At 33.5% G+C, this 22639-nt stretch carries 16 protein-coding genes; all 16 read right to left on the reverse strand.

From position 1 onward, the window contains the following. Window positions 1–55: 55 nt before the first annotated feature. The 16 genes from tpiA to H602_RS0111420 all read right to left on the reverse strand — a co-directional run bounded on the left by tpiA (window position 56) and on the right by H602_RS0111420 (window position 21910). Window positions 56–811, reverse strand: coding sequence for a triose-phosphate isomerase (tpiA, locus tag H602_RS0111345; protein WP_026978102.1), 756 nt, complete (start codon window positions 809–811; stop codon window positions 56–58). 18 nt (window positions 812–829) lie between these two features. Next, window positions 830–1330 carry a TlpA family protein disulfide reductase gene (locus H602_RS0111350; RefSeq protein WP_026978103.1) on the reverse strand — a complete coding sequence of 167 codons (501 nt, stop codon included), beginning with the start codon at window positions 1328–1330 and terminating at the stop codon, window positions 830–832. A 512-nt stretch (window positions 1331–1842) separates the two neighbouring features. Continuing rightward, window positions 1843–2067 (reverse strand): hypothetical protein, encoded by a 225-nt coding sequence (locus tag H602_RS0111355; protein ID WP_026978104.1) that lies wholly within the window; start codon window positions 2065–2067, stop codon window positions 1843–1845. A gap of 508 nt (window positions 2068–2575) precedes the next feature. After that, window positions 2576–3487: a helix-turn-helix transcriptional regulator gene (locus tag H602_RS0111360; RefSeq protein WP_026978105.1), complete on the reverse strand. Its 912-nt coding sequence runs from the start codon at window positions 3485–3487 to the stop codon at window positions 2576–2578. Window positions 3488–3533: 46 nt separating this feature from the next. Continuing rightward, the gene (locus H602_RS19395) at window positions 3534–4331 is read right to left on the reverse strand and encodes a hypothetical protein (RefSeq protein ID WP_026978106.1); all 798 of its coding nucleotides are present in this window, start codon (window positions 4329–4331) and stop codon (window positions 3534–3536) included. A 144-nt stretch (window positions 4332–4475) separates the two neighbouring features. Continuing rightward, entirely contained in the window at window positions 4476–4727 is a 252-nt protein-coding gene (locus H602_RS0111370) for a hypothetical protein (RefSeq protein ID WP_026978107.1), read from the reverse strand. 25 nt (window positions 4728–4752) lie between these two features. Further along, window positions 4753–6414, reverse strand: coding sequence for an ATP-binding protein (locus tag H602_RS19400; RefSeq protein ID WP_157505045.1), 1662 nt, complete (start codon window positions 6412–6414; stop codon window positions 4753–4755). A 507-nt stretch (window positions 6415–6921) separates the two neighbouring features. Beyond that, window positions 6922–8004 carry a Fic family protein gene (locus H602_RS0111380; protein WP_035759470.1) on the reverse strand — a complete coding sequence of 361 codons (1083 nt, stop codon included), beginning with the start codon at window positions 8002–8004 and terminating at the stop codon, window positions 6922–6924. Window positions 8005–8145: 141 nt separating this feature from the next. After that, window positions 8146–8622 (reverse strand): 3'-5' exonuclease, encoded by a 477-nt coding sequence (locus tag H602_RS0111385; RefSeq protein WP_026978109.1) that lies wholly within the window; start codon window positions 8620–8622, stop codon window positions 8146–8148. Window position 8623: 1 nt separating this feature from the next. Continuing rightward, complete coding sequence (locus H602_RS0111390; protein ID WP_026978110.1) at window positions 8624–9514, reverse strand: helix-turn-helix transcriptional regulator; 891 nt, start codon at window positions 9512–9514, stop codon at window positions 8624–8626. A gap of 99 nt (window positions 9515–9613) precedes the next feature. Beyond that, the gene (locus tag H602_RS0111395; RefSeq protein WP_026978111.1) at window positions 9614–12646 is read right to left on the reverse strand and encodes a type I restriction endonuclease subunit R; all 3033 of its coding nucleotides are present in this window, start codon (window positions 12644–12646) and stop codon (window positions 9614–9616) included. Next, a complete protein-coding gene (locus H602_RS0111400; RefSeq protein ID WP_026978112.1) occupies window positions 12643–14172 on the reverse strand; it encodes a Fic family protein in 1530 nt (509 codons plus the stop codon). Before H602_RS0111400 ends, H602_RS0111395 begins: the two co-directional genes overlap by 4 nt. Window positions 14173–14183: 11 nt before the next feature. Continuing rightward, window positions 14184–17363 carry a sacsin N-terminal ATP-binding-like domain-containing protein gene (locus tag H602_RS0111405; RefSeq protein ID WP_026978113.1) on the reverse strand — a complete coding sequence of 1060 codons (3180 nt, stop codon included), beginning with the start codon at window positions 17361–17363 and terminating at the stop codon, window positions 14184–14186. A 234-nt stretch (window positions 17364–17597) separates the two neighbouring features. Continuing rightward, entirely contained in the window at window positions 17598–18185 is a 588-nt protein-coding gene (locus tag H602_RS0111410) for a hypothetical protein (protein WP_026978114.1), read from the reverse strand. 15 nt (window positions 18186–18200) lie between these two features. Further along, on the reverse strand, window positions 18201–19559 hold the full coding sequence (locus H602_RS19405; RefSeq protein ID WP_051224415.1) for a restriction endonuclease subunit S: 1359 nt from the start codon (window positions 19557–19559) through the stop codon (window positions 18201–18203). Further along, the gene (locus H602_RS0111420; RefSeq protein ID WP_026978115.1) at window positions 19559–21910 is read right to left on the reverse strand and encodes a type I restriction-modification system subunit M; all 2352 of its coding nucleotides are present in this window, start codon (window positions 21908–21910) and stop codon (window positions 19559–19561) included. The genes H602_RS19405 and H602_RS0111420 overlap by 1 nt, the downstream gene beginning before the upstream one ends. Between the last annotated feature and the right edge of the window lie 729 nt (window positions 21911–22639).

A 22639-nucleotide genomic window follows, 5' to 3' on the forward strand; every position in this document is an offset into this window, starting at 1 on the left:
AGTAATGACCTACAGTTCATATAATGCTTGAAATACAAACTAAATTTGAAGTTCTTTAAACTGCAGCTTCAACAATTGCTACAAAGTCATCTGCTTTTAAAGCTGCACCACCAATCAATCCGCCGTCTACGTCAGGCTTAGAGAAAATTTCTTTGGCATTGTCTGGTTTTACGCTTCCTCCGTACAAAATGGCTACGTGTTGCGAAACGGAAGGTCCAAATTTTTCCTCTACCGTTTTACGGATAAAAGCATGCATTTCTTGCGCTTGTTCTGGAGAAGCCGTTTCGCCAGTTCCAATTGCCCAAACCGGTTCGTAAGCTAGAATAACGTTTGCCCAATCTTTTTCTTGCAAATGAAACAGACTTTCACTCAGTTGTTTTTCAACCAATTCAAAGTGACTATTCGCTTGACGGTCTTTCAATTCTTCGCCGAAGCAAAAAATCACCAATAGATTATTTTTTAATGCTGTGTCTACTTTATTTTTTAGAAGTTCAGGCGTTTCATTAAAATAAGCGCGGCGTTCAGAATGGCCTAAAATTACGCTCGTTACGCCAATTCCGTTTAGCATTGCTGCCGAAATTTCTCCTGTGAAAGCACCGCTTTCCGCTTGGTGCATATTTTGAGCTGCAACATTAATGTTGGTATATTCCAAATGTTGTACGGCAGAAGCCAAATTTACAAATGCTGGCGCTACAATGATGTGTACCGCAGCATCTGCTGGTAACTTGTTAATCAATTCGTTTAATAAATCTTCAGTTTCTTCTGCATTTTTATGCATTTTCCAGTTACCGGCTACAATTTTATCTCTCATTATAATCTTATTATATTGTTATTTTTGTAAACTTTTAAGAACAGCAATCATTTTTGCATCATCAGCTTCAATAGCATTGTAATGTGCCACAGTTCCATCTTTATCAACAACGATGTAACGGGGAATCCAGTCTAAATTAATGGCTTTTCCAAAAGCGCCTTTCATGCCTTCTTTGACCCAAAAATGAGTTCCTTTTAATTCATGCTTTTCAATGCCAATGAGCCATTTATCATATTCTTTATCCATCGAAACGTATACATATTTTACGTCTGGAAATTGTTTTTGTAACTCCCTATATTTTGGAAAACCTTTGATGCAATCGGAACACCAAGAAGCCCAAACATCAACGACAACTACGTTGCCTTTATTCGCGTCAATTACGTCTTGAAAAGTGGTTTCAGTTTGGTCTGTTGCGGTTAAAACACTGCTTAACGCTTCGGGTGCAAATTCAGTTTTTTGTGTTTCTGAGCAGGAAAGAGTTGCTAAAGCAAGTGCAAAGCAAATGAGTATTTTTTTCATAATTATTTTTTTTTACGAATTACAAAGATAGGCAATCGATCGAAACTTTTTTGGTTTAGTAGAATTGAAAAATAACTTCCCTTTAATTTCTAAATTAAATGTTTGGGTCAATTAACTTATATTGCGCTACTTCAGTTATGGATTGAAACTTCATCCGAACTACTTTCTATACTTTTCATTATTTTTTCCGAATCTCAAATAGTTTGTACTGCAATAATTCTTCTAAAAAATGAATCTATAATTCTAGAATCCACTTCCAGTTTTTGTGAAAACGCAAAAAATCGAAAAAAAAATTGATCTTATATTAATTAGTGCGACCGACTTATAAATTTTAATTATTATTTCTATGGTGCAAAAATTACAATATTAGAGAGAAAGTTATTTGGTAATAAAATTGAAACTTCTAAAAATAAAATTGAAGCGCTAAAATAGGTTCATGGTTTTGACAAAGACATGCAACTTACTTGTCAATGCTTTTTCAAGCTGACGCATTAATTCTGAATTAATTTCAACTACTCTACAATCTCGTATTCGATGTTTAATTTTCGTAAATCTCGTAAAGAGGAAGCGGCATTTTTATCGTCTAATTCAATTTCCACAGGATCGCCGTCCAAAAGGATTTCGGTAATTTCAGTGCACAATGAGTCACTCACATCCATTGCAACCGATGCAATACATTTGGCAATGGCTCTTTTATCAGGACGTTGTGCATCACAAGATAATAAACTGACTTTCATAAAGTTTGGATTTTTTATGCAATATACAATAATCGCAGGAAAACGTACGCAAACATTTTGCATGCAACTTAAGAGTGCAGCATCAATTATTAAATTTAGTACTTGTTGTGAGTGACCTTGCACTGCTATGTGATTCTAGAAGGTAGCGTAGGATGCCGCGAGTTCTACTTTATAGTATTGCAAGTCATTTAAATTAAGATCTTCAGTATGATGTAAAAATAGTAGGAATAGCGCTACTTCTTTTCGATTTACATTAGAGGACAAATGTATCGTGGAGAATGGTGCGGAAGAATTCTGTGCAAGCTTGAAAGAGGTTTTGAAGATCTATTCATCTCGAATAGTTTCTAATGGCGAAATTAACTGGAGTTTGACATCTAGATATTTGTTTTTTTATAAATCAAGCAAATGAAAATCCTCTTTAATGCTAAATTCATTACAATTAAAATGTCAAAAACAAGGTGTTTATACTTGTTATTGGCTTTAACCATTTTGAGAATCACCTAGATTCTTAGTTGTAAAGATTTAAAGTTTGCTTTAGTCGCTCTTTAATTTCTTCTTTTAAGGTCAATGGTTCCAGCACTTTGACGTGAGAACCGATCGACATTATTTCCATAACAAAGTCGTAAGTAGGGTGTAAAAGCAATTCAATTCTAAATTCGTTTTTATCATCCACAAGCACCTTTTGCGAATGATGCAGTGGAAAGGACTTTATAAATTTGCCTTGCTTGTGTGAAAATGATAAAATGACCTTTTCGGGCATTTTATTTTCGTTTGTTACGATTCCAAAACTGTGTTGAAAAGCGGTTTTCGCATCATAATTTGAGTTTTCTACAAACGTAGTTTCAAGAACTTGTAAATCTGAGATTCGATCAAGACTGAAAGTTTTAATGATAGAGTCTTTCTTGTCTTTTGCAATTAAGTACCAGCGGAAACGAGCTTCTTTTAGTGCGATGGGTTGCACTTGTTTGAATTGACTTTGCGGAACTTCTGTCCAATACTTTTCGTGCGTAAACTGTACTTCATATTTTTTTTTAATTGCAGACAAGAGGCTGTACATGTGTTCTATTCCAAGCGGTTTTCTTTTTTCGACGATGATTTCCTTCTCAAATTGATTGGAGAGATTTAGGATATTAAATACTTCGAAACTTTCCATCAAACGGTCGTATTTTTCTGCGTCTTCATCTGAATTTTCAATTATTTCATAAACTCCTTTTGCACGATTGTTTCGAATTTTGATGCCAAATAAAGATTCTATTTCTTTGAGGTCGCGTTGAAACGTTCGCAGTTCCACTTCAAAATTATCTTCTTCAAGTAGAGATTGTTCTTGAAGGTATTTTTTGATAATTTCAAAAGAGGCGGGAGTTCTTCGGACTAAATTTATAATCAAGGAATACCGTTTAATAAATCGTTGTTTGGACATATAATTGATTTTTTCTTGGCTATAAAAGTAACCATTTTGAACTTCTTTAATTTTTTTCTTTTATATCCCAATTGACTTCGCCTAAATCAATCATTCCAAACATCTCAACTTCTACCCAAGAAGAAAGATTTCCATCTACACAACACAATCGAATATCAAAACCCGAGAAACTTTCGGAGTTAATGTTTAAAGTTGTACCTCTTTGTAAATGCTCAATCATTTTAGTGTGTTGCTTTTCGGTTAATTCAATAATTAGTTGCTTCATTTTATAATCTGTTATACTTGCTTCATATAAATCTTCAATGGCTTGAATACCATTTTCTTTTATTTTCCGGGTACCAATTCCGGCAAAATTAGTTTCAGTAATCGTAGGAATCTTTTTCAAAACATTAAATTTTGATTTTCCATAAGACCATTTAAACCAAGCATCTTGTTCTTGGTCAAAAACATAGACTTCTTTTTTATTGTCAATCGCCATTTGAACCGCCCAACCTGTTCCGCCCGTGACGTATTCTAAACCGTGTCTTTTACAAATTTCGCTAATAGCAAAGACCTGATTTGAGTTTTTTATTTGTTGCCAATTGCGTGATAGCAGAGGCATAAACTTATTGTACGTTTTTCGTTTTAAAGTTTTTTTGGCGATTTCTATTTTGTGAATACCTTCTAGAAAATCGGATTCGCTGATTTCTACTTTGTTTTTGCTCTTATGAGAAGCGGTTTTGTAAGAATAGGCTTTGGTCAAAACACCATAGTTTTCTCCAATTTTCTCAAAATATGTATCGGCACCAGTCGCGCCACCTGAATGACAAATAAATTGTTTTTTGTCTTTAATAGTTGAATTCATAATTATACCTTTTTAATACTTCAAAGGTATTTTGGATGGCGTCGTGTGATGACGTTTTTAGGCAAGGTGTTGTTTTATTTTAGAAAAGTAGGAAGTTTGAGTTTACGGAATGATTTGAATAATTATTAAAAGATGAGTACTATTTTAAACTCCTAATTTTGACTCAAAAGGCCCAATAACATTCCCATCCACATCATACCTCAACGAAGTCACCGCATCTTGCGGAATTTCAAAAAAAGGCAGCGTATCCAATTCTTCTGTAAATGCAAATCCACGTTTACTAATGCAATTGTAAGTTGCCCCATCAAATAAGTGCAGTATTTCTCCTTTTAAAAAATCGCGTTTTAACCATGTGCATTCGGATTTAAGAACGTCTCGAGTGAGTATGTATTTCATATTTTTAGTAATTAATGGATTATAATTAGAAACCTATTTTTGAAAATGTATTTTTGGTACCCCATTTTTCGTTTTCACAGAAGGATACGATGGACTTAAAGTCAACGATTTTCCCTAAAACGACTTCTTCCATTACGCACTTTCGGGCAATGTTTTCCATTTCGCCGCCTGAAAAATTGAATGTTGAAGCTAAGGTTTCGGATTCTTTTTTTGTGAGTATAGGTAGTTTCGCTTTCCAAATTTTTGCTGCATTCTCTGGACTTGGTGCATCAAATTGAATTTTAAACAAAAACCGTCTTTCGAAAGCAGGGTCGATGTTTTTTATCAAATTAGAAGTGGCAAACATAATTCCGTCAAAATTTTCCAACTCTTCCAACAATATATTTTGAATGGCATTCTCCGTATCGGAAGTGGAACTCGAACCTGCACTTTTTCGTTTTCCAATGACGGCATCGGCTTCATTAAACAGCAAAATGGGACAAATCTTTTCTTGCTTCTTGTAGGCTTGATAGTCTGTAAAATTTTTTTTAACCAATTTCTGACTTTCGCCAAACCACATCGATTTGGTGTCGGCTATTTCCACTTTAAAGATGGGACGGTTGTACTTCTTAGCCAATTGATACACTGTTTCTGTTTTTCCAGTTCCTGGAGCTCCGTATAATAACGCGGTAACACCTGTTGGCATACTGTTTTGCTGAAGACGTTGCTGTAAAACCAAAAACGAACGATGCGACATACTCTTTAAAAGCGGTTCTAAGTGCGTTTGTTCAGAAGTATTGTAGTATAAATTCGTTTTCTGAATTTTATCCGCATACAGTAATTTGTTATTCAAGCGGCCACCGTTGCTAATGGCAATCCCTTCCATCTCAATCAAGTGTTTTAGTGCTTTGTCTGTCAGTTGGATGCGGTGTTTATTGGCAAACTGCGAAGCATCTTTCTCAATCAAATCAAGCGTATTCAGTTTCGTTTTTCCTTCTAAAAATTGGGTAACGTATCGAAACGTATCCGATTTACGAGCGGTATAATCTCCTACGGTACTTTCCAAGCTAGAACTAAAATCATTTGTTCCGCAACTAATAACGTCGATAATTACATCAAAGAAAATGAAGGAATCAATGAGTTCTAAGTGATCAAGTGCAAAATTCACGAGTTTGTATTTTCGGTTTTTACTTAGCAATTTGCTAAACTGACTGACAAAATAATTGTAACCAATTTCTTCATTGTCTTTCTTAATACTCAATTTATCAATATCACCCAAAAATTCGTAAAACGTATCTACCTTGGTTTGTAATTGAATTAAATGGGTAGGAATTGGTTGGTTTTCAATTATAAAGTCGAATACATGCTTGCTTACCGCATACTCTTCTCTGATGAAATTCCGATTCGTTGTTCGTTCTAAAATGTTTTTATCTACCAATACTTGCAAATCATTTACAAACGGCAGAAATTCAATTTTCTTCATACCTAAGTATGTAATAGCCTCAAATGGCTCTATAGCTTCCAAACAGGAAAGGCTAAAAAATGTCGCGAGAAGAATGCCTTGCTTGTCGCTAATTTGAAAATAGGTAGTGATTTGTTTCAACTCGTCATTTACATCAGTGAAGGCGACTAATTCCAACTTTGATTTTTCAGAAATGAAATGCACTTTTTCTAACGCTTTTAAAATGGTGGTTGGGTTCTGTTCCATGACTTTGATTTTTAGTAGGACACAAAAATAAAACGACACGCCGTCAAAGTGTGTCGCTGTGAAATTAATTTCATTTCTTTTTTTAAGTCCGTTTACAACCGCGATAGTACGATTTGAAAATAACTGTGTCAAAAAGTTTAAAAAAATAAAAAGTGACACAAAGTTGTGTCAAAAAAAATCAATTCAAATTTTTTGACACAACTTTGTGTCAAAAAAAATATATAAAAAAATTTTGACACAAAACATTTTTAGTATTTTTCATTCTATTAAATAGCAACCTACAGAAAATTTCAAAAGCACTTTGAAAGTCATTTGGATTTAAGCTTCTGATTTTTTTGCCACTGTTAAAAAATATTAGAAAGATTTAATCAGTTAAAATTAGGCAATCACGGTCTTCTTTTTAATCACCCTTATACAGTTTAAGGCTGAAGATCGAAAAGTTCATACTTATCTATTTATATCGCAAATACAAATCCGTACAAGCGTTTGATTTTATAATTCTATGAATCACTTCAGTTGATACGAAGTACTTCTACCAGCACCAATTTGATCTAAAACATTTTTTTTAACCAAGTCTTGTAAATCTCGAAGCGCTGTATCGGTTGAGGTTTTGTTAATTTTAGCATATTTAGAAACATTTAGATTGCCAAAGAAATCATCTAATAGAAGTTGTAGTATTTTTTGTTGTCGTGTATTAAATGTAGTTTCTTTTTGCATTTCCCAAAATTGAGCACGAGCAATGGTTTTTGCAATTACTTCATCAGTTTGATCCATAGAACGCATTAAACAATCTAAAAACCATACCAGCCATTCCGTTACGTCTAGTGCTCCTTTTTGAGTGCTTTCTAATATGTTATAATATTTATTTCGTTCAAGTTGAATTTGTGCCGACATTGAATAAAACCGTTGCGAACTCTTATCGGCTCTTGCAAGTAACATATCTGTAATGGCTCTTGCAATACGTCCATTTCCATCATCAAAAGGGTGAACAGTTACAAACCATAAATGCGCAATGCCAGCTTTAAGAACAGGATCAAGGTCAATCTCTTGCTCCATCCATTCCAAAAATACTTTCATTTCATTTGGAACTTTTAAAGCATTGGGAGCTTCAAAATGTGTAATTTCTTTTCCCATTGCTCCAGAAGTAACTTGCATTATATCATCGCGCAAAGCAGCTGTTTTTATTTTATACATTCCACTACGTCCTGTTGGAAATAATGCAGCATGCCAATCAAACAATCTCTCAGCAGTTAGAGGTAAATTATATTTTTGAGTAGCATCAAGCAACATTTCTACAATTCCTTCTACATCGCGTTCAGCACGCAGAGCACCAGCAATTTCAAACCCTAAACGTCTAGCAATTGAGGAACGAACCTGTTCTGCATTCAGTAATTCACCTTCTATTTCACTAGATTTTAATACATCCATAGTTAATGCTTTTAGCATCGTTTCTTCTTGAATATCAAAACCTAATGTTTGTATTTGACCAAGTATTCTACCTTGACGATGTCTTACCGAACCAACTAGGGTAGTAATGATTTCTGCATTCCAAGTAAATGAAGGCCAATTTTTTTGTTGATGTATGTACATAATCAGTGCATTAATGCGGTAAATATATATTCTTACTGCCGCATTATCAAATTTCGCGGTGATTATTTGTGTTAATCACCGCAAAAATGCATTGATAAGGTTGGGAAATCACTGCTATTCTAAATAGCAGGTGTAAATTATTTATAGATTTTTTAAATGCCTCAAATTTAATTCGGCACAAGCCTTCGCATCACTCAAAGCATCATGATGGTTTAATGGAATGTTGTGTTCTTGGCAACATTTCGCTAAGTTGGATTTATAAATTTTATAGGTACAAAACTTATTGTATTCAGGTGCAGACCTACCGTAGTACTCCAATGTTTTACTCAACACAGGAAAGTCAAATGCAAAACCATTATGTGCGATGACATTTTGATTTTCGATGTAAGGCGCCATTTGGTTCCAAACCTGGTTGAAGGTAGGCGAATTAATGGTGTCTTTCGCTTTTATTCCGTGGATTGCAGTGAATTGAGGCCAATAATAGTTGTTAGGTGGCTGTACCAAAATATTAAGTTCTTTGGTAATCAAGCCATTTTCAACACGAATTAAATCTATTTGGCAAATACTCCAGCGGTAGCCTTGAGCAGTTTCAAAATCTATAGCAGTAAATGTGTTCATGTTAGTTGTATAATTGCGTCATGGCCTTAATCTTATTTCTTATATCCGTTTGGAAACCTAATGGTTCTTCGACTTTGACGAGTTCTCCGTATTTTAAAATTTCCATCATCAAATCGTGTGTGGGATGCATGAAGTATTCAAATCGACAGACTTTATCATCTTCAAAAATCACTTTTTGGGAACCGTGTAAAGGAAGTGACTTAATGTATTTCGATTGAAACAAGTCAACTGTCAATACGATTTTTGTTGCGGGTTCATAGGTTTCCACGCCAAAAGCATGTTGGTAATTTTTCTCTGTATCAAAAGTAATGGATTTAAATTTTTTGGAAGTGATGTCTAACTTTGTAATACGATCCAGTCCGAAATTTCTATAATCTTTTTTCACGGTATCAAATGCAATTAAATACCAGCGGTTTTGCGATTCTTTAACCGCAATAGGGTGGAGGGTTCTCACTTCCGGGGCTCTTTTCCAAAAGCTATGGTGTGTAATGTTGATTTCGAAATTATTGTTAATGGCATAGAGCAACCCGTTGATGTGTTCGGTTCCCTTGTTACCCCGTTTTTCCAGAATTAATTTGCTTGAAACTTGATTCGAAAAATTCAAGGCACTCAAAGTTTCAAAAGCTTCTAAAATGCGTTCAAACGGTTTGTCTTCCACTTCTTCACTGATTTCATACCAACGTTCTTTCTTGTTATATGTAATTTCAATACCATAAATAGAATTAATATCCTTAAAATCACGTTGAAGTGTGCGCTTTGAAATGCTGAAATTATCGCCTGTTACTTCCTGCTCTTGAATTAAAAAGTCTTTAATTTCATCATAAGTCGATGGCTTGGCTTTTAGTCTTCTCGCAATTAGTAAGTGTCGCTGTATGTAATCTCGTTTCGCCATGGCTTATAATTTTAAATCAAATGTAATGGGTATTAATGACAAAGTGTGTCGTTGTGGAATGATTGTGTAATTGAAATTTGGCATAGACCAAAGGACTTACTAGACACTCAAGATTCGCTTTATAGTATCCTGCATTGCAATTCTAAACGAATCATCTTGAGTCACTTTTTTGTATAAATCCAGTTCAGATTTACGCTGTTGTGCCATCACATCGTCAAATATTTTCTTGAATGCAATTTCTCTATTTTGAGCATCTGCATTTTCCGAATATTTATTAAGATAATCAGGATGCGCTTGAATATTTTTGGCAAGCGTTACAAATTTTATGCGTTGGTCTTCCGGTGTAGCGTCCCAACCTTGATACCAACGCTCATTAAAGCTATTGATAATTAAATCTAAGGGATCTTCTTCTTTTTCGCCACCATGAGCTCCTCTTGGATTTGGATTTTGCGGATCCAATTCGCTTTCAGCGTCATCTAAACCAATGCCTGCATTTAGCTTTACACGTTCTAAACCATAAGTGGATAAGTCAACCGAGTTCAATAATTCGTCCAATGCATCCGAACTTGGGTCGATAATAATCAATTTTGGAATTAGAAATTTTAAGAACCAAAATAGCTTTTCCCAATTCACTACTTCGTAAGGTAAAATTGAAGCCATTTGCCCGTAAATTTTCACGAACTGCTTTGCTTTTATTTTAAAATCCGCTTTTTCGCTGTCTTCTAATTGCAGTTGGATATTGAACCGGTCTGCGGCAAGGTCGATAATTGGACTTAATAATTGAGCATCCACCCTTTTGAAAAACTTTTCGACAAAATCTTCTACTTCTGACCATTCGTAAATTCCAGTACCGTCTAAAATCGCTTTGATTTCATGCAATACATTTACGTCAGTGGCCTTATTTAAAGAAGTAGCCGTGTAGAAAGGGTCGAAAGCCTCCTGTATTTCTTCTGTTGAATTAAAGAAATCCAACACAAATAAATCTTCTGTTTTCTTACCTAATTTATTCGCGGCACGATTCAATCTGGATAGAGCCTGAACCGCCATAACACCTTGAAGTTTTTTATCTACATACATTGCAGTCAACTTGGGTTGGTCAAAACCAGTCAGGTATTTATTAGCAACAACTAAAATTTTGTAGTCGTCTGAATCAAATTTATCTCTAGTATCTTTTTCTGCAAAACCGTTTATACTGTCCTCGCTGTATTCAATTCCGTCTACCGTTTTCTTGCCTGAAAAAGCAATTACCACTTTAAACGGTTGTCCTTTTTCTTTTAAAATAGTTTGAATGGCAAAGTAATACCGAATCGCCGATTCAATACTTTGCGTGGCCACCATCGCTTTTGCTTTCCCTTTTAGCTTTTTAGTATTCACAATTTTTGAAATGAAATGATCGAGAATAATATCTGCTTTTATAGCAATCGTTTGCTTGTGTTGTTCAACAAAAGCTCTTAACTTTTTCTGTGCTTTATTAGTGTCAAACAACGGATTGTCTTCAATTGATTTTTCAATTTCGTAATAACTTTTATACGTAGTATAATTGGCTAAAACATCTAAAATAAAACCTTCTTCAATCGCTTGTTTCATTGAATACAAATGAAACGGTTTGAATTTTCCATCTTCTTGTAATTCACCAAATTTCTCCAATGTGTTTGCTTTTGGCGTAGCAGTAAAAGCAAGATAAGATGCATTTTTACTCATTTTGCGGGAACGCATGATTTCAAGAATTTTGTCTTGTGCGTCTTCCTCGTCTTCTTCTGAAAGACCGCTTCCCATTGCTTGGTTCATTTTATCTGCTGTAGCGCCACTTTGACTGCTGTGTGCTTCATCAATTATTACCGCAAAACGTTTGCCGCTTAAATCAGCGATTCCATCTACGATAAACGGAAACTTCTGAATAGTAGTTATAATGATTCGCTTTCCACTTTCTAAACTTTCTTTTAATTCCTTTGATGAATATGCTGGGGCAACGATGTTTTTTACTTCAGAAAATTCCTTGATATTCTCTCTTAACTGTTTGTCTAACAATCTGCGGTCGGTTACTACGATAACTGAATCGAATAACGGATTGTCCAACCCTTTACTTCCAGGCGTCGTTTCGCTTTCAGGATAGGTCTCTATTAACTGATAAGCAGCCCAAGTAATAGAATTTGATTTACCCGAACCGGCTGAATGTTGTATTAAATACGTTTGACCCACACCATTTTTACTTGCATCGGCAATTAGTTTCCGAACCACATTCATTTGATGGTATCTTGGAAAAAACAAGGTCTTTTTACTTAAAGCATCGGATTCCTTTCCGTCAAAGCGAACAAAATGTTGCAAAATATTACCTACACTTTCACGAGTCATAACTTCATCCCACAAATAGGAAGTTTTATGACCAAACGGATTGGGAGGATTACCTTTACCGAAATTATGTCCTAAATTAAAAGGTAGAAAAAAAGTATTCGCACCATCTAGTTTAGTAGTCATATACACTTCGTCCGTATCTACAGCAAAATGCACTACACATCGACCAAAATTTAATAAGGGTTGACTTATATCTCTTTTATGTTTGTACTGATTTTGTCCGTGAATTTTTGCATTTTGTCCAGTCCAGTGGTTTTTCAGTTCCATAGAGGAGAATGGAAGTCCATTGATAAAAATGACCATATCAATTTCTTCTCTCGGATTGGTAATTGAATACCGCACCTGACGCGTGACGCTAAATTCGTTTTTATTAAAATTTTCTTTTATAGATGGACTGCTACTTGCTAATGGCAAAACGTAAAACAAAGTAAAATGTGCATCATCAACATCTAGACCTTTTCGAAACAACCGCAAGATGCCGTACTTTTTTATCATACGGTCTAAACGCTCTAGAATTTTAAGTTTCCAATCGTTTTGTTTTTGCAGTTTGGCTAATTCTTCCGATTGTGTAGTTTCCAAAAAGTGCCAAAACCGAACTTCATCAATCGCATATTTTGCATTGAAATCATTTGCATAACCAATGAAGTAGCCATTACCCGAACGGTACAATTCCTTACGGTCTTGAATATCTCCTTCTTGTTTGAGCTCTTCTAAACAAAAACCGGTTAGTTTTTTTTCTATGGATGCTTCGAGGGCTTGTTCGTTGGTTTGGCTATTCATCTTGTTGTAATTTGGTTTTTTAATAGATTTCCCTTTTCTGTCAATCGGTATTTTTGGTTTGTGCTATTTGGTTTATTGGGCAGCGTCATTGTTAGAAATCCTTCTTCCATTGCTGGGTTTAAATAATTATCTCTAAAATTAGGAATGTGCTTAAGCTGCAAGATTTCCATTAATTCTTGACGAGAATAGTCTTGATCGGTTATCAAAATTAATCGTTTTGTTAATTCATTGACATGGTCGGTAACTTGGTCGGTGACTTGATCGGTAACTTGGTCGGTAGCTTGTCCAGTAATACCCTTTTTTGCAGATTTAAGAATAGCTTCAGGACGCCAAATCGTAATTTTAAATCCTTCTCGCAAATCAAATACAGGTTCTACTAAACCGGCTTCCTTGCACAAACGTAAAATTTCTCCCGTTCCTGTTCCAAAACGTTCGATGTAGCCTGCTTGATAAAGTGCTTCTGCTAAATGTGGGTTTTTAGGATAAGAAGCATGGTCATTTCTTAAGTTAAACAAAGTCAGTTCTGGTGGAAGTCCGCCGGGATTACTAATTTCAACTCTATCCGAAAAAAGCATTAATTGCACACTTCCTTTACTTTGGTAATCTCTATGAGCGACAGCGTTCACAATAGCTTCTGCAACAACAGCTCTTGGAATTTCATATTGTAAAGGTGCCTGGTTACTTTCTGAACGCATTCCTACCGAAAGTGCAATCTTCGATAAAATAAAATCAATGGCTTCATCTACTTGTGTAAAAACATCTCCTTTAATTACCCGAAGATCTGGAATGGGTTTAGCGACATGCAAGCCATGAAAATGAGCACACTTTACAACTGCTGTAGGGAAATAATGTTGTGGATTAGTGCCAAAAGCCAGTAAAGCAGAGTTGGTGATTTTGTGTTGCGAAAGAAAATTCAAATGCGAAAGTACCTTTGGCAAGGCTGTTCCTTCACGTAACGGGAAACCTCTTTTGTAGCGTGCTAGACTAATGAAGTTATTTACTTTATCTGCATCAATATCTTCTAACGATGCTGCGGAATTTACCTCCGAATCAAAATCTATACTGCGCAAAATTCTTTTCTGTTGCAAAATAACTACTAACGCTTTTGTGACTTCACTTACCAATTCGGCTGTACTTCCAAAACGCTTGTACGATAAATTGTTCTGAATTTTATGAAATAAGATTTCTTGTTTCGGATGGCGGTCGTTCTCACTTTCGTTTTTTATAAAAGCCAATGAAAATACTTTCTTCTCTTGTGCTAAATCGTATTCCAACTCCGTAGGCGAAATTCCCGAAGAAGTTTCAAAACCATAGTCTTTTCCTATTAAAATCAGAAAAACATCGGCTTGTGCCACTTCTTTCAAATACACCGCACCTGCTTGAAGGCCATTCGCTGGCAATTTCTCAAACAAAATGGGTTCACAAAATAATTGCAAAACAGGATCCACGAGCAAAAGCCGATGTAACGCATCGCGCTCTTCGGCAAATTCTCTTTGAACACTGGAAAGAAATACTTTTTGTTTCACTGATGTAATACTTATATTTTTTGGAACTGATTTTTCAATAAATTTATTAAGTAAATTTCAAAATCTCCGAAATTCATTCCTAATTCGGTAATAACAGATTGAGGAATTAGAGTTCTATATTCACCATCTAGATGAATTTCGTTAATCTCATTTGTCTGCTTTAGAACGTCAATTAAATGTAGTACTTTAAAACCTATATCATTAACAAATTTTATATTTTCAGCTATTTTACTAACATTTGAAACTTCAAATCTATCCTCATCATTATAATCAGTCATATCAACAGAACAAAGCGAATAAATTTCTTTTTGCTCATTTGCTCTTAATGTTTGATTCTTCGACATTCTAATTGAAGTTTTTTTATCCCATCTACTTTTGACCTCAATATAATACTTTATTTCACCCTTAATTTTAATTATAATATCTTGCCCATCTTGTTCTTCTTTGACTTCAGCAACAATGTCTTCGGGTTTAAAAATTTCAGTTAAATGAGTTCTTAAAATATCTTCTATATGAATGCCAATTTTACGCTTAAATTGAAAATTAGCATTAGTCTGCTTTTCTTCTTCCAAAACATTAATAGCCTGGTTTAAAATAGCTTCAAAATTTGGATTATTAATTAGTTTACCTAGACTTTTAATCTTTTCATCGCCTAAAGTAACTATAGCAAAAATATCATCTTTTGTCTCGTCCTTCGAAACTACAGAAATCATTATTGCCGCTTTCTTATCATTTAAGAGCGGAAATAATAATTGGTACTCTTTCTCGGTTAGTTTTGGAATAATTTTGAGTATAACATCTTTATGTTGATGCTCATCTATATTATTTATATCATCTTTAAATAAATAATCCTCTATAATTGTGGTCAAGTATCGATTATTAATAAAGTGATCTTCTCCTATAAAAGAATTGAATTCCTTTAATGAAAGAATTTCGTTAATGTCTTCCTTTTTAACCTTTAAAAAAATATCTTTAATATTTTCATAAACCCCTAAATCTCTTTTTAGATTTTCTGACAAATGCAACTCGAAAATTTGATTTGGATAAATCTTGCTTTCCTTATAAACTTCCTTGTAACTATCATCGTTCAGAATCAGTATTTTTGATAAAAAATCTAAATTATTTGAAGTCCAATCATTATTATGCAGTGAGAGTGTATTAAAGTATATTTTAACTAATACTTTTCTAATTGATCGAATTTCAATTTTATCGCTTTCCTCGGAGCATGTGGGTATTAAATTTAAATTATCATCTAGGGAATAGTACTGACAGATTATTTTTACCAACTGTATTGGTTTATTATTTGTCTCTAAATTGTTAGTCAGTTTACAAAAGTCAAGAATAGCCTTAAAAAAGACAGCATTTACCTTTTTTCGTGAAATAATTAAATCGTTATGAAAATGTTCTGATTTAAGTGTGTCAGGATAGAATATTGCTTCATTTAATTCTTCGCTATCTAGGGAGTTTTTAACTTCATCTGAAAATTTTCTTTGATTAAAAGAATTTAATGGAAAATCAAACTTAAAATCTGAATGTATAAGTTTACCTATTGATTCTGGGATCAGTACTTTACCAATATTAATCAACGTATCGTTTAGATTTTTGCCAATTAGAAAGTGTCCAAGTTTATCAAAATCACCTTCAATGTTGGGTAATAATTTGTGTTCGTTGAAAACACTCGTTCGGTCTAATTCAATTAAATACTGATAATAGAATTTTAGAGTTTCTTTATCAAAATCACCTAATTTACAACCGCTTATTTTAATTAGTAAATCCTCATGAGTAATGAAATTTATCGATTCATTCTTCCAATTTATTGCGTTACTACTCCACGCAATCGCTTCCTCTTTTAATGGTATTATCTTATAAAACTTTGATATCAATTCATAAAAGTAACTAAATGTGTTTTCGTCACCTATTAAAAAATCTTCAGAAAAATAATTAACTTCTTTAATACTTTTAAACCCCTCAAGAGTTTTAACAAATCGCAGACTTTCTAAATTATTATTCCATTTAAGTTGTAAATTGTCAAAATATTCATTGAGGATTTTATTGTCTGATTTGTTTTTGAAGTTAACGTTAGTATACAGTAAAGGATTCTTAACATCGATTACATTGCTATTTAAAAAATTAAAAATTATTTCAGTTGACTTTTCAATAATTACCCTATTTTTTTCTTCTTGATCTTTGACTTGATCTTTATCACTACTTAAATGAATTCCATCTCTCGGTTCTGTTGGTAGAAAATTTTTACAATTTATAACGAAATTTACACCAAATTTTTCACTCCCAATTAGTGGAAAATATAAAAATAAGCGCGAGATTCTTTCTCCAAATTCAAATACTTCTCTCTCTTTATTAATTGGTAAAATAATTTCAATTTCATTTTCTTCATCAATAATGCTGTAAAGATGGACTTCCTCGTCATTAACTGATATTATTGATTGAAATAGATTAATGCCTTTATCGTTTTCTACTTGCGCTTTTTTAATAAAAATATATTCTTTAACTGAATTATCCTTGTTAATGATTTTTACTTTTTTCAATCTATCATTTATAGTAAATACTAAAGGTATATAATCATTTAAGTCACTAGATGATTTTTCAACATATTCAAATTCTTTAGTAGTTTCCGGTAAATATGAAAAAACAGTTTTTTGTTCACCAATTTCAACTGAATTTTGCTTTTTTAAAATTTCGTAAACTATTTTTTTTTGATTGGAGATATTATCACTTAATAATTCCCAAGTTTTAGGAGTTCTGTCTACTTCAAAATCTATAATTGGAATATAATAATTACCCGCATCTAAAGTTCCATTAATAATAAACTTTCTTCCAAAGGAATGTGTTGTAAGAAACCCAGTGCCATATTTACCAACTTCCGGGATATCTTCCTGATCGCCATACTTACCGCTAACTTGTTTAATTAGCGAGATCAGTGACTTTGTGTTGAAAGGTTTTCCGTTATGTGTAAAAGATATTTTATCGTTTCTGTAATCGATTACTATTTCGCATTGTGTAGTTAAATCACAAGCATTTTGAACAAGTTCCCAAATAGCTCTGTTAGATGAGTGGTCATTAAATTTTTCAAAATCACGCAACATTTTATCAGCATGTTGCTTTAAGTCTGAACGTTCATCTTCTTTCCTAGTTTGCTCTATTATTATGTCTCTACTATCTAAATTATTCATATATGGTTTAAATTAATATTATATTTTCTTTCTTATTACCTTAATTTTTTCTCAAATAGAAAGCCATTCGTATTACTGTCTACGAATCACTCAAACTATATCAACTCTTGTTTACTTTTCAATCTTGTCTTTCTAAAAAATAATTTACACTCATTTTAGACTTTATAAAATTTATATTTCTAATAATTTATTTCTAGTTTTTATTCTAAATATTTTCCATTCACAAAACAGACCTTAAGCCATCCTTTTCTCTAAATCCTTTATAATATCTCTTCTTCCTAAAATGGTATTGTATTTTTCCACAACATCATCCATAGTTTCAAAGTCTTCTCCATGAATTAATACTGCCGAAGGATTACTTTTATCTTTAGCAAATGCACCGTTAAAATCCATTCCTTTAATACAAGGAACATATTCAGGAAAGAATTTTTCGTTTAAAGTATATGCAACCTCATGTAATTCTGCATAATAATCCATAACTTCTTCTTCATCTTTACCTTTTAAAAATGGTTCAATACCTTCTTCAATAAAACATTCATACAAATCGACCGATCCCTTTATTACCGCTGCACGAAAAAGATAGTTCTCTGGAAATTTTAATAATGCAGTATTCGGATTTGCATGTATCATAATTTGCATCAAACCTGCCATAGAATCTGCTTTGAAAGTAGTAAATTTTAGATAGATGTATTCAGCCAAGTCCCGACTAGCATCCTCTTCGGTAACATTTGTTAAGTGTTTTTTAATTGCAGTTGTGATTCCTGCTTGATCCCCAAATTCAAAGCAAGTGTCTAAATCTTTAAAAAATGTCTTTTTGTTCATTTCTTTATTTTTTAATTAATTAATTTTTACCTTCCCCGTTACAACCCCATCTATCAAACTACTCTTATATTCCTTCAACTTCTCAATCTCCTGCTCTTTTAATGAAATCGCCGTGGCAATTTTATTGGTAGCATTTTCTATGTAGGCTGAAATTTCTTTTTGTTCTGAAAGTGGAGGAATTGGAACGTAGATATTTCTCAATTTTGAGCCATAGGTATGGACAATTATTTCTCCTTTACTATATCTTGCTTTTTCAGATTTAGCGCCTTCTGTATTTAATACATAGCTTAAATACAAACTATGATTTTCTTTTTGTTTAAAAATAATTACGTCACCTCCAGCGACCGTTGTAACCTTATTTTTAAAAACAACGCATTTACCAATATCTTCTTTTGTTTCTCCAGAACCTGTAAATAATAAATCATCTACATTCAATAAAATAGATGTCTTAATTTTATTATTATCAATGAACCTCTTTACTGCCGTAATTTGTATGTCATATCGCGTGTAAATATCACCGTATAAAATACATTGTAATCCATCTTCAACCAAATCAGCTTTTGAAAATCCACCGCCTTTAGAAAATTTTCCAAATGATGCTAATCTCTTAACCTCCCAACTCTCCGGAATCATCCCAATCCATTCCACACCGCTGTCTTTTAATTTTACATCAGGATTGATTCCCTGTGTAACCGCTTTATGAATCAATATTTGACGGCGTTCTTTAAGCAACTCAATCTGCTGTTGCTTGATAGAAATGGCTTGGTCTATTTTGGTGGTTTTATCGTCGAGAAATTTGGCAATAGCGGTTTGTTCATTAAGATTAGGAAAAACTACTGTTGCATCATTGATAAATTCTTGTTTAATATTGATTCTTGTAAATCCTCTTCCTACAAGAGAAAAATATTTTCTATAACTCGTACTCGAAATCAAATAATTTATAAACTGCGGATAAATTTTCACACTATTGATTCTAAAACCCTTACAAAATGAGTTTAGATAAAGTTCTTTTGCGTCACCTAAATAAATAGAATTTTTGGCAATATCTTCTAATGTTTCGCTACTCATTAAAAAGAGAATGTCGTTTTTCTTTACCCTATTTTGGTTCTCGCTTTCTTTAACTTTTACGTATTGAAACTGTTCGTTAGAAATAATATGGTTATTACAAATATTAGTGAAGGGAATAAAAGACTTTATGCCTTCTGAAAATTCTTTACTGAAGTCATCTCCCTTTTTTCCATTTAATCCAGGAAAAATATTTCCTAAATGTTTCAACTTTTTAATTTCCCAATCCTCCGGAATTTCCCCCAACCATTCCACACCACTTGGTTTATACTTCGCATACGATTGCAGTTTTTTTATTACTGTTTCCATTATACTAAATTTAAAATTTCATGAATCAAACCATCGCTTTCTTTTTCTAACGCTAAAATGTCAGCAGTAACATCGGCAATGCTTCGCAACGGTTTGTGTTGATAAAAGTATTTATTAAAGCTGATTTCATAACCAATTTTAGTTGCATCTAGATTAATCCAAGCTTCTTCTACATGCGGTTTTACTTCACGTAAAAAGTAATCGTAGATTGATTCTTTTAACGGAATGTTTTCGGTATCGCGCAAATCACTTTCGGTTTCATACACCGTATATTCTCCTTTTTTAGAAGTGGGATAATAGCCATGATTTGGTAATTCTGTTGTAGTGCAATTTAATTTTTCTAGCAATTGTTCTAATTTGTCACCAGACAATTTTACAATTCCTTTTACTACCTTTTCAGCTTCGGCGTCGTACCAACTTACTGCATTATATAAAGTATTTTTTTCGCCGGCACTATAACTTACTCCTTGAGCTTTTAGCAGAATTTCTACCTTATTTTTAAATACGTTAAAATCACTGTAAATTTCAGTTCCCAAAGCTTGCATCAATGCATTTGCTAAATTGAATAAGTTCAACTGTTTTTTCCAAATCACATCAGTAGTCAAACTTTTCAATTGTTTAGCGTTGAGGTTCAAGTCTTGTTTTTCACACCAATCCTCAATTGCTTTTTTGTGTGTTGTTAAATCGGTGTAAACAGCTTCGCCATACGTTTCATAAACATAAACCATTGCTTCTTTGATGCTTTTGTCAAAGCGTAATTCGGCAATCCGTTCTGGAGTAAATTGCGCTTTCAGACGTTTCGGTCGTTCGATTGTAACTTTATGATACCCAAAATCAGTATTGTCAAAAACTTTAGAAGCAATCGTGTTGTCGCCACTTCGGTCAATTGCTTGCAAATCGGTGTAGGTTTTCACAATTTCGGTAATGTGTTCCGGAGCCAGTTCGCAGTTTTTATTTCCTAAATTCTTGCGTAACTTTCTAAAAAGTTGGCCGCTGTCAATTAGCTGTACTTTTCCTTTGCGATTGGCTGTTTTATTGTTGCTTAAAATCCAAATGTAAGTGGTAATTCCAGTGTTGTAAAACAAGTTATTGGGTAATTGTACAATGGCTTCAAGCCAATCATTTTCAATCAAATACCTGCGAATATTACTTTCGCCACCACCTGCATCACCTGTAAACAAGCTACTTCCGTTATGAACAGAAGCAATTCGTGTTCCCGTTGGACTTTGCGAAAGCGATTTCATTTTACTCACCATTTCCATCAAAAACAACAATTGGCCGTCTGAAGAACGCGGAATAGCATCGGCATCTTCTTCAATTCCCCAATAGTTTTTTAAACGAATTTGAAAACGGGAATCAATGACTTCTTTTCCGTCTTTGATGTATTTTTGTTCACTCGACCACGATTTGCCGTAAGGCGGATTGGAAAGCATAAAGTCAAAACTCGTTCCTGCAAATTCGTCCGTTGATAAAGTAGAACCCAATCGAATATTCTCCGGATTATTCCCTTTAATCATCATATCTGATTTGCAAATAGCATAGGTTTCATCATTGATTTCTTTACCAAATAAATACACATCAGAGTCGACAGCTTTAATGGTTCCGTCTTCGTCTTTGATAAAATTTTGTGCTTCGGTCAACATTCCGCCACTACCACAAGCAGGATCGTAAATGGTCATTACGGGTGGCAAATTATCCTTAATGGGGTCGAAAATAATATGCGTCATCAAGTCGATTACTTCACGAGGTGTAAAGTGTTCACCCGCTTCTTCGTTATTTTCTTCATTAAATTTCCGAATTAATTCTTCAAAAACATAACCCATTCCTAAATTAGACAATGCTGGAAGTTTTCTGCCGTTGGGGTCTAATTTTTCAAAAGGAGTAACGTTAATATCGGGCGAAGTAAATTTCTCCAAAATATCCAACAACACATTTTTGGTAGCCATGTGTCGGATTTGACTGCGTAATTTAAATTTCTCAATAATCTCTTTTACATTATTGCTAAACCCATTTAGGTAATCTTCAAAATTTGCTTGTAGTAGTTGTTGGCTATTGGTTGCTGTATTTTGCAAACGTTGCAAAGTCCATGGGCTGGTATTGTAAAAAACATAACCCGAAGCGGCTTTCAAACCATTTTCATCCCATTCTGTAAAACCGGCTTCGTCGCGTTGGAAAGTGAGTTCTTCCATTACGGCATCTTTTGACGGTTCTAATAAAGCATCTAAACGCCGCAAAACCACCATGGGTAAAATGACATCGCGGTATTTTCCACGAACGTAAACATCTCGAAGACAATCGTCTGCAATAGACCAAATAAAAGAAACTAATTTATTATGTACGGACTGGTTCATATAATTTTCTAAATTTTTATAATTTCAAATATAGGATTTGTTTTTAGTACAATTAGGAAGAAATAGCGATTATTATTAAGGTTATAGGCATCACTTTGCAATTAATTTGAGAATAAAAATCTTGCTTGTTAGATTTCATAAACCAACTAAACATAAAATATAGATAATTGAGATAATAAATTTTTACAATCAAGGATTTTAAATGGATTTGGCTTCATTTAATTTATGAAAAAGTAATTTACTTTAGGAAAAAAGTATGACTTTTAGCGAATGTAAAATATATTTATAGAACAGCATTACGGTTTACCATAATGACTCCTTTTTTTTAAGTCTCTCGAAGTAAATTCCTAATAATTGACACGAATAATGCAATTTATCCAAGTGAATAATATTGTTTACAAAAAAGTTTTACAAGATTGCGTATATCCGTTAAGATTTATAGTAGAAGGAAGTGTTAAGTGAGATACTGATAACTGCGCTGATTTTCTTTAACTTTGACAAACTTAACCCAACAATAATCAAAATATAAACTTTCAATAAATTTTCTATCAATTAAAACCAAAAAAGCCTGTAAATCATACGATTTACAGGCTTTTGAACTTTTATAAAGTTCTTTTTGTGGAGTCACCGGGAGCACAATCGAACACCTGATTCCAATTTTAGCGTTGTTAGACAGTTGTGGTTTTTTTAGTGTAATTAATTGATTTACATGTATTTATTTTTTTTATT

Origin of the sequence: Flavobacterium tegetincola DSM 22377, assembly GCF_000425485.1 — a bacterium.
Lineage (GTDB): Bacteria > Bacteroidota > Bacteroidia > Flavobacteriales > Flavobacteriaceae > Flavobacterium > Flavobacterium tegetincola.